Below are 12,499 nucleotides of genomic sequence, written 5' to 3'. Positions count from 1 at the left end.
CGGAAAAACATATGGGGCTGCGCCGGCTCGAGGCAATGCAGGCGATCGGCTTTATGCGAGGCGTTCGATCGCGTTTCCTGATGAAGGATCATGCCCGCGCGGGGCACCCGGCTCCAGCGACGGGAGCGATGTCCGATCGCGCGACGCCGCGGCGAGCCGCTCCTCGGCCCGGCGGGCGATTGCCTGCAGGTCGCTCGGCTTGCCGGCGATCTTTTCCATGGCAGCGATGGCGACATCGGTCGCGAGATAATCCGGCTTGTGGCCGACGCCGCGGACGGTGATGAGCTCGGAGCCGGCTATGTCGCGGGCAAGACCGCGTGAATGCAGGTGTTCCCAGACGATCTCGTCGCTGTCGCCTGTTATGATGACGGTCGGCGCGGTGATCTGCGAATAGAGCGGCGACTGCTCCTTCAGATAGGCAAGCAGCCTTTTGAAATCGGCGGCGTTGTTGCGGAAGGTGCGAGGCCGCAGCACCAGCGATGGGCCGGTCTTTTCGATGTAATCGAGCGGGCGCGGATTGGGACGGAAGACATTCAGCGTGCCGCGCTCCAGCCGACTGAGCCCCAGCGGCACGACGATGGCGTGGTTGAACAGCCAGCCGACGACCGGCGCCGTCGCGACGTGATAATACCAGTCGATCCCGCCCGGCCAGGGATGGGTGGCGGGTGCCAGAAAGAGCAGGCCGGATGTCTTTTCGGGATGGCGCAGGCCGAAGGTTGCGGTGATCGCGCCGCCGAAAGAATGACCGACGATGATCGCCCTCTCGATGCCGCGTGCCTCCATCAGCCGGGCGATCGCATCCGCCTGACCGGAAGGGACCGCATTTTCAGGGCCGCCGCGTTCGGAATAGCCGTGGCCGGGACGGTCGACGAAGAGCATTTCCGCCCGGCCCTCGAGTGCAGCGCGGAAGGCGACGACCTGGTCGAGCAGATTGCCGCTGGCGCCGTGAATGAAGACGAGCGCCGGCAGATCGGCATGTTCCGGACGCTTGATATGGACGGCATTCATGCGGTAGCCGCCGACATCCGTCAGCTCACCGATATTTGGATAGGTCTGTTCGAAGCGCCGCGCCTTATAGGAGGAGTAACCGATGGCGGCGGCGAGGGGAGCGAGAAGAGCGGAAACTTCTGCAAGCATGATCTTTACGGGCGATGGTTTGCGGCGGTTCTCGAGAGCGGTGGGCGAAACGCCGCGTGGCTCCCTCGATAATGCTAAAATTGTGCGGTCCGACCGGGCTTCAAGATCGGGCGAGCCGACATCACGTGCGGTTGCCGGCAAGTTTTTCCGACAGCGTATTGACCTGTTCCTGCGCAGTGCGCTCGGCGGGATAGATGTCGAGGAACCGCTCCCAGGCTTTCAACGTCAGCTGATCGTTGCCGGAATTGCTGAGGATCGCGGCCATGCCGGAGAGCGCGCCGAAATGGCGCGGCTCGAGATCCAGCACATGTTCGATGTCGGACATCGACTTGCGGTAATTGCCCATGACGAAATTCAGCGTGGCGCGCCGATTCCAGCTTTCGGCGTAATCGGGCTTCAGCGCTATTGCCTCATCGAGGAAATCGAGCGCGGCGGGATTGCGCTTTTCCTCAATCGCCTTGTCCGCCCATTGCATCAACAGATTGACGGTCGCGCTGCCGGAATCATTCCATTCGAGGCGAATTTCGTTGGCGATGCCGCTGGCCTTGTCGGGATCGCGCTCGCGCTTCAGCTGGCTGAAGAGCTGATCGAGGCGCTGCTTCGGCGAACTGGCGGCATTGCTCTGCTCGACGATGACATCCTTTTCCGCCGCGATGGCCGGAAGCGGAGAGGTGGAGAGAACGAGGAAGAGCGGCAAAGCCGCTGGTATCAAGGCAAAAAAGCGCATGGCGGACATATTAGCCCGCCAACGCCGAAGATCAAACAAATTTGACGTGATCACCGCAGCGACCTACCGGATGACCGACGGCGCAACTGCGCGGCGCGGCGATCCGGATGCGCGCAATCAGCCCTGACGAGCCTTGTAGCGCGGGTTCAGCTTGTTGATGATGTAGATGCGGCCCTTGCGGCGAACCAGACGGTTGTCACGGTGACGAGCCTTGAGCGACTTGAGCGAATTCTTGATCTTCATTTTTCTGATCCGCGATCTCTGTGGGGGAATTCACATTCGCCCGTATCTTTAACAATCAAAAGCGCGCCGTCGGGGCGCGCTCTTTAGGTGGGGGAGCAGATACCCCGTCACCTTTTCCGTGTCAACCACATGACGGTGTTTTTCCGAGGACGAGAGGGTGTTTTCTCACCGGGAAAGCGGGGATTTCGGCGCCAAGGTGGTGACATGGCCCATCTTGCGGCCGGGGCGCCACTCTGTCTTGCCGTAGAGATGGACCAGCGTATCGGGGCGTCGCAGCCAGTCGGGAACGGCAAGGATATCGTCGCCGATCAGGTTCTGCATGACGCAGTCGGAATGGCGCGCGCCATCGCCGAGCGGCAGGCCGGCGACGGCGCGGATATGCTGCTCGAACTGGCTGACGGTACAGGCCGCCTCCGTCCAGTGTCCGGAATTGTGTACGCGCGGGGCCATCTCGTTGGCGATCAGGCTGCCGTCGGCAAGCACGAAGAATTCGATGCCGATGACGCCGACATAGTTCAATGCCGCGAGGATTTTTTCGGCCGACCGACGTGCGGCTTCGCCCGTCGTTGCGGAGATCGCGGCGGGAACCGTCGAAGTATGGAGGATGCCGTTGCGGTGAATATTTTCGGCAGGATCGAAGCAGACGACCGCGCCGTCGGCGGTGCGCGCGGCGATGATCGAAACCTCGCGCTCGAAGGCGACGAAGCTTTCGAGGATCAGCGGCACGGCGCCGAGCGCAGCATAGGCGCCGTCAGCGCTGTCGGCCACCGAACGGAAAAGCTTCTGTCCCTTGCCGTCATAACCGAGACGGCGGGTTTTCAACACGCCCTGACCGCCGAAATCCTTCAGTGCCGCCTCGAGATCGGCCTGGCTGTCGATCGCGTGAAAGCGGGCGGTGGTGATGCCGCAATCGTTGAGGAAGCGCTTTTCGACCAGACGGTCTTGGGCGGCTTCCAGCGCCTTCGGCGGCGGATAGACGGGAATGCTTGCCGGAAGCGTCTCTGCGGCGGCAACGGGCACGTTCTCGAATTCGTAGGTGACGACATCGCAGGCGGCGGCAAGTTCGGCCAGTGCCGCCGGATCATCATAGGCGGCAACGATCTGCCGGTTGGCGAGCTGAGCGGCCGGGCAATCCGCCTGCGGCTCGAGAATGATCGTGCGGAAATTCAGCCTGGCGGCGGCGATGGCCAGCATGCGGCCGAGCTGGCCGCCGCCGACAATGCCGATCGTGCTTACAGTCATTGGTCGTCCATCGGGTATTCGGCGATGCTGGCACTCTGACGTTCGCGCCATTCGTCGAGCCGCTCGGCGATTTCTTCGTCGGAAAGGGCAAGCACGGCGGCGGCGAGAAGGGCGGCGTTGACCGCGCCCGCCTTGCCGATGGCAAGTGTTCCGACAGGAATGCCGGCCGGCATCTGCACGATCGACAGGAGGCTATCCTGGCCGGACATGGTTTTCGACTGGACCGGGACGCCGAAGACCGGCAGCGGCGTCATCGATGCGGTCATGCCCGGCAGATGGGCGGCGCCGCCGGCGCCGGCGATGATCACCTTGAAGCCCTCGGCGCGCGCGCCCTTGGCGAAATTCGCCATGCGGTCGGGCGTGCGGTGCGCCGAGATGATGCGCGCATCATAAGGGATTTCCAGGGCCTCCAGCGTATCGGCCGCGTTTTTCATGGTTTCCCAATCGGATTGGCTGCCCATGATAATGGCGACGGGTGGTCTGTCTGTCATCGTTGCCGCTATTCCTCTCAAGCAATGCGATCGGGCGATGCGATCAGGCGATGATATCAGGGACGATCTGATCTTCCAGCTTGGAAAGCTTGTCCTTGATGACGAGCTTCTTCTTTTTCATGCGCTGGATTCGCAGAGCGTCGCATCCGGTCTCGATCATGGCGTTGATCGCGGCGTCGAAATCCTCGTGCTCCTGACGCAGCCGCGCCACCATGAGCCTGATTTCCGCCTGTTCCTGATCGGCCATATGCATTCCCCGTTGTCGTCTTCGGATCTTGTCCGATCTGCCGATGATTTCCGCAAGCTCCTATCACCAAATACGGGTAACTGCTAGTTAGTCTTGATCATGAATTTGCCATCTCATCTTCATCTTTTCGCCTTCGACAAGCCTTCAAAAATATGTCACAGTCCGCCGCGTTGACACCTTGATCCCCGACGATGATGGCCGGGGAGGGTAAGAGGAAGGAAGGGTCAAATGACAGTTCAAGCTCATCTTGAATCACTCCAGAAAAAGCATGTTGCTCTCGAGGAGGAGCTGCACGCGCTCAGAACAGCTCCCTCTATCTCCGATACGGAAATTGCCGAATGCAAGCGCCGCAAGCTGCGCATCAAGGACGAGATTCAGCGTCTCAAGTCATCCGTCCACTGATCTTCCCAAGGGTCGCCGGCCGATCATCTTGCGTATGAAGAGGTAAATCCATCCATTCCGCCTAAAATTTGCAAGACCCGGTGATTTGACACCAGAATTGCGCCAGCCCGATGCTCGCGGCATCGCTGCTGGCGCCTTTGCATCTCCCGCCGCCGATCGTCTTCATTGGATTAGGTTTGGGGTCTTGTCGGAGGGCGATCAGGCCCAGAACTGATCCAGCCACAGATTGAGCTTGTCGAAGCCGCGGTTATTGACCGCGTAGATGCGTTTCGTGCCTTCCGACGTCACCGAGACGAGGTTGCTGTCGAGCAGCGCCTTCAGGTGTTGCGACACGGCCGGCCGGCTGATCGGCAGGCCCTCGGCGAGCTCGTTGACTGTCCGCGGCGCGCGCCGCAATTCTTCCAGCAGAAACCGCCGGTTCGGATCGGCAATCGCAGAGAAGGGGTCCGTGTTCGACATGGCGGGAACGCTACGGCAAACCGGTCGCGGCGGCAAGAAAATTGTGCGTTGCAGCGTGGAGCAGGGCCGCCCTTACCCGCCAAGGCCCTCGCGCACGATCAGCAAGGCGGCGATGAAGGCCATCGCATACATGAAGGGGTAGAAGATCGCCGGCTGCATGCGGCGCACGCACCAGGCGCCGGCAAGCGTGGCGAGCGGGGCGAAGGGCAACAGCGTCGCCGAGGTCGCAAGGTTCTGCGTGTCGAGCTGGCCGAGCGCGAAATAGGGTATCAGCTTGACGGCATTGAGGATCGCGAAGAAGCGCACGCTGGTGCCGGTATATTCGCGCGGCTGCAGCTTGAGCGGCAGGGCATAGACCTGGAAGGGCGCGCCGCCGGCATGGGCGACGAAGCTGCCATAACCGGAAAACGTCCCCCAAAGGCTGGCAGCAACCGGCCGCTGGCCACGCGGCGGGGTCACCTTGCCGATGCCGGGGCCGAATTTGCTCCAGAAATAACGCAGGCAGAAGAGGATGGTAACCGCCCCGATGACGATGCGCAGCATGTTGCCCGGAACGAGCGCCGACGTCGCCCAGCCGAGGCCGATGCCGAAGATTGCGCCCGGGAGCATGATCTTCAACGTCGTCCAATCACCGTGCTTGCGCCAGATGACGAGCGAAATCATATCCATGAAGATCAGAATCGGCAGCAGGATCGCCGCCGCTTCGACCGGCGAGACGACCAGAGCGAGAAAGGGCAGGCCGATCAGCGACAAAGCGTCGCCCATGCCGCCTTTCGCGACGCCGACCAGGAGGACGGCGGGCACGGCGGCGTAGTAGAATGACAAATCCTGCGGCATGCTTTCGGCGTCCTCCTCTTGCAAGCCTCCTCTAACGGAACTACTCACACAAAACGAGTGCGGATCCGTCCTTTCGAAAGGGGAATTCGCTGGAAACGGAAAGACCTCATGACCGAACCGGAAAACCGCTGCCGCCTTGTGCTCATCGCCCCCGATATCGCCGATGCAGATGAACAGGCAAAGATCGTTGCCGACGCGCTGAAAGGCGGCGATGTCGCCTCGGTGATCGTGCCGCAATACGGGCTCGACGACGGCGCCTTTCAAAAACATGCCGAAAAGCTGGTGCCGCTGATCCAGGATGCCGGGGCGGCGGCGCTGATTGCAGGCGACAGCCGCGTGGCGGGACGGGCAAAGGCCGATGGCCTGCATCTTTCCGGCAATGCCGAGGCGCTGTCGGAGGCGATCGACAAGCACGCGCCGAAGCTGATCGTCGGCGGCGGCAATGCGGCCGACCGGCACACGGCGCTGGAGATCGGCGAAGTGAGGCCGGACTATATCTTCTTCGGCAGGCTCGATGGCGACATCAAGCCGGAGGCCCATCCGAAGAACCTTGCGCTTGGCGAATGGTGGGCTTCGATGATCGAAATCCCCTGCATCGTCATGGGCGGCACCGATCCGGCCTCGGCGCTCGCCGTTGCCGAAACCGGAGCGGAGTTCGTGGCGCTGCGGCTGGCGGTCTTCGGCGAGCCCGCCCGGGCGCCATCCGTCATTGCCGAAATCAACGCGCTGCTTGACGAAAAAGCGCCACGGTTTGAGGATTGAAATCGCGCTCATGCCGATCCCGCCCGCCTGCCACTTGAAATATCTGCTCGCCAGCATCGCCGTTCTCCTTGCAGCCGGGCCGGATGTCGCTCTGGCGCAGGCAGCCGACAGCGTCATCAGCCAGCCGGGCACGGCGCCGGCTTCGACCTTTCGCACCGACCGGCCCGCCGGTCCCGGCGTGCGACCCTCCGATGGCGTCGGGGTCTTCGACCGGATGGGCGCGAAACTGCCGGACCTGCCGCCGGAGAAGGACTACAAGGGACCGATCGACGAGGCTTACGGCGCTTACCAGCGCGGTTATTACCTGACAGCAATGGATAAGGCGCTGCCGCGCGCCCAACTCGGAGATCCGGCAGCGCAGACGCTGATCGGCGAAATCCTCTCACAGGGTCTCGGCGTCAAGAAGGACGTGAAGAACGCGGCCTTCTGGTACGGCAAGGCGGCCGAAGGCGGCGATCCGGCGGCAATGTTCAAATATGCGCTGATGCTGATGGAAGGCGAAGGCGTGCCGCGCGACAAGGTCAAGGCCGACGACTACATGCGCAAAGCGGCCGAGGCGGGCAACCCTTCAGCCGAGTTCAACTGGGCGCAGATCCTCGTGGCCGACAATCCCGGCGAGAAGGGGCTGAAGCTGGCGCTGCCATTCTATGAGAAATCGGCCGAGCAGGGCATTGCCGATTCGCAATATGCGGTGGCGCAGCTTTACGCGACGCTGAAAGACGTGCCGGAGGAAAAGAAGCGACTCGCCCGCGAGTGGATGGCGCGCGCGGCGCGTGCCGGCTTCGACACGGCCCAACTCGATCTCGGCATCTGGCTCGTCAACGGCGTCGGCGGCCCGAAGGATTATGTCAAAGGTTTCGAATGGCTGAAACTTGCCGCCAATGGCGGCAATGTCGCGGCGCAAAACAAGCTCGCCCACCTCTATGTCAATGCCATCGGCACGCCGCCCAATCCGGTCGAGGCGGCGAAGTGGTACGTGCTGTCGCGCCGCGCCGGGCTTGCCGATCCGGCGCTCGAGGATTTTTACCTGGGCATCGAGGACGAGCAGCAGAAGGCGGCGATCGACGCCGCCAACAAGTTCCGCCGACGCTAGATAATAGCGTCTCGCGTCCCAGGGGCGACTTTAAAACAGCGCGTCGGCGAAAAGATCCTCGTCGTTTTCGATTTTGGCAGGCTCGGCGGGAGCAGGGGCAGCAGCGCTTTCCTCGCAGGCCGGGATGATGTCGCGATGGATGTTGCGCTCCTGAACCATCGTATAGTGCTTGAAGATCTTGCGGTCGAGCGGGGCGATCGCCTCAGCGAGATCGGAGATATCGGCGACCGCGGTGCCGGCGGCCTCATCAAGCACATCGGCGCAGCGGGTAAAGACCTCGCCGAGGTCACGCTGGAAATCGAGCTTGCCGGTCAGCAGGCCGATCTTGGTGGCGACCTCGCGACCATTTTCGGCAAGCATTTTCAGCTCGTTTTCCATGACGTCGGCTGCGGCGCGGATGTTGCCGACGGCCGACGTCAGGCCCTCTCCCAGGCCGCCCGCCCCGGCATCCATGGCGGGGGCGATGCGTCCGGCTGCGGCTTCGAGCGCCGGCAGGCCGGTGACGATGGCATCGGCGGATTCGTCGAGCTTGCCGGCGAAGATGCGCAATTCGGCCGTGACGACGTTGATCGACCTGCCTTCCTCGCCGAGACGGCTGCAGCGCAGATTGGTGTTCAAGGCCATATAATGGATGTCGGTCTTGACGGCGCGGATATTGGCGATCGCTTGGGAGAGCTTGGCGGCCGTGTCGATCGTCGACTGGCTCACCTGGTCGGCCTGCCGGCTTGCCGTATCGACCTGCCGGACGATTTCGTGAGCGGCCGAAACGCTCGATTCCAGCGCGCGCATGAAGTTGCCGCCGGATTCGCCGCCCGCGCCGCTCATCTGGTCGCGCAGCTTGAGGATCTCCCGCATGTCGTGGTCAAAACTGGCGATCGTCGTGACGACGTTTTCCGATTCCCGTTGGAAATTTACGCACATGTCGTTCATCTGCGCCGCGGTCAGATGGTGAATGACGTTCTGAAGGCGCTTGCGCGCGCCGGCATCGAGCTTCGCGCCCTCGCCGGCAAAGAACTCCTCAAGCAGCGAAAGGGTTGCCTGTACATGCTCGATGCGCTGGCGGGTGATGTCGCCGATCTGCAGGGCAGAGAGCGTCGAGGCGACCTTGCTCTGAACGCCGCGTGCAATCGCGCCGACCTCGCGGGCGACGACGCCGAGATGCTTGCGGTGTTCGGCGATCTTGGCGGCGTCGCCGCGCAGGGCGGCGGCAACGGCCGGAACGGTATCGGCGTAGCCCTTGGAGACGCTGGCGCCGAAGGAGGCGGCGAGTTTGACCTCCTTGTCGAGGCTGTCGAGATGCGCGGCGAAACGGTTGACTTCATCGGTGCCGGAATAGATTCGCTCCAGGATTTCCTGTGCGAAGCCGGCAAATTCAGCAAGGCCGGCGCCGGTGATCTTCACGGTCACGGCGAAAGTTCTGAGATAACGCATCGTCTCCTGCATGTCGGAGACATATTTGCGCAACTCCCGGCCGGTCTGCGCCAGTGAGACCAGCGCCTGCTGACGATTTTCTTCGGTGACCGGCAGCGCCGTCAGGCTCTCCACAGTGGCACGGAGATCGGCGCCGGTATCGCTCTGCTCCTCATTGTCGAGCGCCGCCGTGACGCTCTCGAGAGAATTCAACAAACGGTTGAGAACATCCATCACCGACAGGAGCACCGTGCCGCCTTCGAGAAAACGTTCCTCGACCCGGCTGCGCGCGGATTCCAGGGTCCGGCCAATGTCCCGCCCGGAGGTGTAGGCTGCAGCGGTCGGCGATACCAGAGCGTGTGCCAACATTTATACCTTTTCTTAAAACACAGGCTTATCTGACACTATTTTTACGCGCAGGATGGAAACGTCCGGTAAACACGCCGGACTCGTCAGCGTTGTGATTAACGAAAGATGGGGATTGGGCACCGTAGCGACATCGTGGTCGGTTAATACGGCTTAACCCATTGCTTTTATTTGTTTGTTACTAAATTTTGAGGAAAATACAACTTTATTCCGGATCAGAATTGGGAGTCTCAAGACTCGTTATATGGTAGTTTCATACAACCGCTGTGTACCCTGCATGGCGAAGACGACCGAGATGGTCGTCTGCGTCGGCGCCTCCACCGGCGGCACGGAGGCGCTGCGTGAATTTCTCGAGGAATTGCCGGCCAATGCGCCTGGCATGGTGATCGTCCAGCATATGCCGGAAAAATTCACCGACGCCTTTGCCAAGCGGCTGAACGGGCTCTGCAAGGTCGAGGTCAAGGAAGCCGTCGATGGCGACCCGGTGCTGCGCGGGCATGTACTGATTGCGCCCGGCGACAGGCACACGCTGCTCGAACGCCAAGGCGCGCGCTATTATGTGAGCGTGAAGACCGGGCCGCTGGTGTCGCGCCACCGGCCTTCCGTCGACGTACTCTTCCGCTCGGCGGCGCGTTCCGCCGGCTCGAATGCCATGGGGACCATCATGACCGGCATGGGCGATGACGGCGCGCGCGGCATGCTGGAAATGCATCAGGCCGGCGCCTATACGGTGGCGCAGGACGAGGCGAGTTCGGTCATTTTCGGAATGCCGAAGGAGGCGATCGCCAAGGGCGGCGTCGACCGCGTCTTGCCGCTCGATCAGATCGCTCGCGAAGTGATGATCACGCACCGGAAATTCTGAGACCGGTTTTGAACCGATCCGTTTCGAATAAAATCGCGGGTTCCCGACGAGGAAGGGCAGCCATGCGCGCCTCCTCTTGAAATTTCCCTGGTTTTGTGGTCTTGAGGCCGCCAATCTTTGCAGCGCTGCCTGTCATGCATGTTCAGGGACATTTCCCGCCCCTGGCAGCGCGCGTCCCGTATCAGTCCCAAGGAAATGCGCCGATGGCCCGTTCAGCTCTTCTCAATGTCATGGTTCAGGCTGCCCTCAAGGCAGGAAAATCGCTGGGGCGTGATTTCGGCGAAGTGCAGAACCTGCAGGTATCGGTGAAGGGACCGGGCGATTTCGTCTCCGCCGCCGACCGCAAGGCCGAAAAGATCGTCCGGGAAGAGCTGCTCAAGGCGCGCCCCACCTACGCTTTCCTCGGCGAGGAGAGCGAGGAGATCAAGGGCACCGACGGCGCGCATCGCTGGATCGTCGATCCGCTCGACGGCACCACGAACTTCCTGCACGGCATCCCGGCCTTCGCCGTCTCGATCGCACTCGAACGCAACGGCGAGATCGTTGCGGCCGTCGTCTTCAATCCGGCGAGCGACGAGCTCTATACTGCCGAGCGCGGCGGCGGCGCCTTCCTCAACGACCGGCGTCTGCGCGTTGCCGCGCGCCGCGTGCTGTCGGATTGCGTCATCGGCTGCGGCGTGCCGGCGCTCGGCAAGCGCAATCACGGCAAATTCCTGGTCGAGCTTCGCCACGTGATGGGCGAGGTGGCGGGCATTCGCCGCCTGGGCTCGCCGACGCTTGATCTCGCCTATGTCGCCGCCGGACGTTTCGATGGTTTCTGGGAGGCGGAGCTTGCACCCTGGGACATGGCGGCCGGGATCCTGCTCATCCGCGAAGCCGGCGGCTTTGCCAGCGATTGGGACGGCGGAGCGGCCATTCTGGAGGGTGGCGCGATCGTCGCCGGCAACGAACACATCCACAAGGCGCTCATCGAGGTCATCAAGCGACCGATTCCCGCCAAGTAGGCGAGAGAAAACGCGGCTGTTGTAAAGTCACGGTTTTCGCCTCCAGATACTTCAATTCGGCACAATGTTGCTCTAGTCTCCGCCAGCAATGAGTTCGGAGGCTGCTGAATCTATGGAAAATGTGAATGTGGCGGAGATCGGCTCCACCGAAAAGACGCCCGGCGGTTATGTCTACAGGCTTTCGAGCCCCATGCCCTTCCTCTGGACGATGCTGCTTTTCCTCGTCATCGTCGGGTTCATTGCCGCCATCCTCTTCCGGCAGACGCAGACTGCCTTCATGCATAATCCGGGCCTCAACGGCCTGATCGTCGGCGTTCTCGCGGTCGGCATCATCCTTGTTTTCAGTCACGTGCTGGCGCTTCGGCCCGAAGTGCGCTGGTTCAACTCCTTCCGCGCCGCCGGCAGCGCCGACAAGGTCAATCGCAATCCGCGGCTTTTGGCGCCGATGAGGGCACTGATCGGCAATCGCAAGACCTCGTTGGCGCTATCGACGACGGCGCTGCGCTCGATCCTTGATTCGATCGCGACGCGCCTCGACGAATCGCGCGACGTCTCGCGCTACCTGATCGGCCTCCTGGTGTTCCTCGGCCTGCTCGGCACGTTCTGGGGCCTCATCGGCACGATCGGTTCGATCAGCGGTGTCATCCAATCGCTCGATGCCAGCTCGAACGGCACCGGGGACGTGCTTTCGGCACTGAAGGACGGCCTGTCCACGCCGCTTTCGGGTATGGGCCAGGCCTTCTCGTCCTCGCTGCTCGGCCTTTCCGGTTCGCTCATTCTCGGCTTCCTCGACCTGCAGGCCGGCCGCGCGCAGAACCGCTTCTACATGGAGCTTGAAAACTGGCTCTCCTCCGTTACCGATGTCGGTTCCGATCTTGCGCCGGCGCTCGACGCCGTGTCCGGTTCGTCCTCTGAGGACATGCGTGCGCTCTCCGAATATCTGCGTAAGGCCTCCGAAGAGGGGGGTGTCGGCAGCCAGCGCTCGGTCGCCGCCATGGCGAGCCTTGCCGAAGGCATCCAGGGGCTCGTCAAGAATATGCGCAACGAGCAGCAGATGCTGCGCGACTGGATCGAGGCACAGCAGGACGAGGCAAAAGCAATGCGCCGCACGCTCGACCGGCTGGCCGAACGCATCGGCCTGCAGGAGCGGGCCGGTGAGAAACCCGAACGTCACCGCGAACGCACAAGCCACACAGAGAAGAGCGAGGGCAAGTAAG

14 protein-coding genes and 1 pseudogene are annotated in these 12,499 nt (G+C 62.3%); 6 read left to right on the top strand and 9 right to left on the bottom strand.

Going from position 1 to position 12,499, the window contains the following annotated elements:
- Positions 1 to 51 precede the first annotated feature (51 nt).
- From K6M89_RS10305 to K6M89_RS10280, 6 genes are all read right to left on the bottom strand, one after another.
- Entirely contained in the window at positions 52 to 1,137 is a 1,086-nt protein-coding gene (locus tag K6M89_RS10305; protein WP_222139362.1) for an alpha/beta fold hydrolase, read from the bottom strand.
- Positions 1,138 to 1,258: 121 nt separating this feature from the next.
- A complete protein-coding gene (locus K6M89_RS10300; protein ID WP_097580348.1) occupies positions 1,259 to 1,873 on the bottom strand; it encodes a tetratricopeptide repeat protein in 615 nt (204 codons plus the stop codon).
- 108 nt (positions 1,874 to 1,981) lie between these two features.
- The gene (ykgO, locus tag K6M89_RS10295) at positions 1,982 to 2,107 is read right to left on the bottom strand and encodes a type B 50S ribosomal protein L36 (protein ID WP_003582204.1); all 126 of its coding nucleotides are present in this window, start codon (positions 2,105 to 2,107) and stop codon (positions 1,982 to 1,984) included.
- Positions 2,108 to 2,272: 165 nt separating this feature from the next.
- Positions 2,273 to 3,349: a 5-(carboxyamino)imidazole ribonucleotide synthase gene (locus K6M89_RS10290; RefSeq protein WP_222139361.1), complete on the bottom strand. Its 1,077-nt coding sequence runs from the start codon at positions 3,347 to 3,349 to the stop codon at positions 2,273 to 2,275.
- Positions 3,346 to 3,840 (bottom strand): 5-(carboxyamino)imidazole ribonucleotide mutase, encoded by a 495-nt coding sequence (purE, locus tag K6M89_RS10285; protein ID WP_004679370.1) that lies wholly within the window; start codon positions 3,838 to 3,840, stop codon positions 3,346 to 3,348. Before purE ends, K6M89_RS10290 begins: the two co-directional genes overlap by 4 nt.
- 43 nt (positions 3,841 to 3,883) lie before the next feature.
- Positions 3,884 to 4,087 carry a YdcH family protein gene (locus K6M89_RS10280; RefSeq protein ID WP_010028538.1) on the bottom strand — a complete coding sequence of 68 codons (204 nt, stop codon included), beginning with the start codon at positions 4,085 to 4,087 and terminating at the stop codon, positions 3,884 to 3,886.
- Positions 4,088 to 4,315: 228 nt separating this feature from the next.
- On the opposite strand from K6M89_RS10280, the gene K6M89_RS10275 reads away from it, so the two are divergent.
- A complete protein-coding gene (locus tag K6M89_RS10275; RefSeq protein ID WP_009996782.1) occupies positions 4,316 to 4,489 on the top strand; it encodes a YdcH family protein in 174 nt (57 codons plus the stop codon).
- A 198-nt stretch (positions 4,490 to 4,687) separates the two neighbouring features.
- On the opposite strand, the gene K6M89_RS10270 is transcribed toward K6M89_RS10275, so the two are convergent.
- Positions 4,688 to 4,948, bottom strand: coding sequence for an ArsR/SmtB family transcription factor (locus K6M89_RS10270; RefSeq protein WP_003552646.1), 261 nt, complete (start codon positions 4,946 to 4,948; stop codon positions 4,688 to 4,690).
- A gap of 72 nt (positions 4,949 to 5,020) precedes the next feature.
- Complete coding sequence (locus tag K6M89_RS10265; protein WP_222139360.1) at positions 5,021 to 5,785, bottom strand: sulfite exporter TauE/SafE family protein; 765 nt, start codon at positions 5,783 to 5,785, stop codon at positions 5,021 to 5,023.
- A 108-nt stretch (positions 5,786 to 5,893) separates the two neighbouring features.
- Here K6M89_RS10265 and K6M89_RS10260 point away from each other — a divergent pair, with 108 nt between their 5' ends.
- Positions 5,894 to 6,547 (top strand): thiamine phosphate synthase, encoded by a 654-nt coding sequence (locus tag K6M89_RS10260; protein WP_222139359.1) that lies wholly within the window; start codon positions 5,894 to 5,896, stop codon positions 6,545 to 6,547.
- Positions 6,548 to 6,557: 10 nt separating this feature from the next.
- Positions 6,558 to 7,640, top strand: coding sequence for a tetratricopeptide repeat protein (locus K6M89_RS10255; protein ID WP_097580502.1), 1,083 nt, complete (start codon positions 6,558 to 6,560; stop codon positions 7,638 to 7,640).
- 30 nt (positions 7,641 to 7,670) lie between these two features.
- Here K6M89_RS10255 and K6M89_RS10250 read toward each other — a convergent pair whose 3' ends face one another.
- The gene (locus tag K6M89_RS10250; protein WP_222139480.1) at positions 7,671 to 9,416 is read right to left on the bottom strand and encodes a methyl-accepting chemotaxis protein; all 1,746 of its coding nucleotides are present in this window, start codon (positions 9,414 to 9,416) and stop codon (positions 7,671 to 7,673) included.
- Between the two features lie 277 nt (positions 9,417 to 9,693).
- Here K6M89_RS10250 and K6M89_RS10245 point away from each other — a divergent pair.
- From K6M89_RS10245 to K6M89_RS10235, 3 genes and pseudogenes are all read left to right on the top strand, one after another.
- Positions 9,694 to 10,278, top strand: a pseudogene (locus tag K6M89_RS10245) (CheB methylesterase domain-containing protein); the annotation flags it as partial.
- A 203-nt stretch (positions 10,279 to 10,481) separates the two neighbouring features.
- Positions 10,482 to 11,282 (top strand): inositol monophosphatase family protein, encoded by an 801-nt coding sequence (locus K6M89_RS10240; RefSeq protein ID WP_222139358.1) that lies wholly within the window; start codon positions 10,482 to 10,484, stop codon positions 11,280 to 11,282.
- Positions 11,283 to 11,394: 112 nt separating this feature from the next.
- A complete protein-coding gene (locus K6M89_RS10235) occupies positions 11,395 to 12,498 on the top strand; it encodes a MotA/TolQ/ExbB proton channel family protein (protein WP_097580343.1) in 1,104 nt (367 codons plus the stop codon).
- Position 12,499: the final 1 nt, after the last annotated feature.

The organism is Rhizobium croatiense (assembly GCF_019793465.1).
GTDB lineage: Bacteria > Pseudomonadota > Alphaproteobacteria > Rhizobiales > Rhizobiaceae > Rhizobium > Rhizobium croatiense.
Note: the sequence above shows the minus strand (reverse complement) of the source record. Positions and strands in the feature narration are given on the sequence as shown.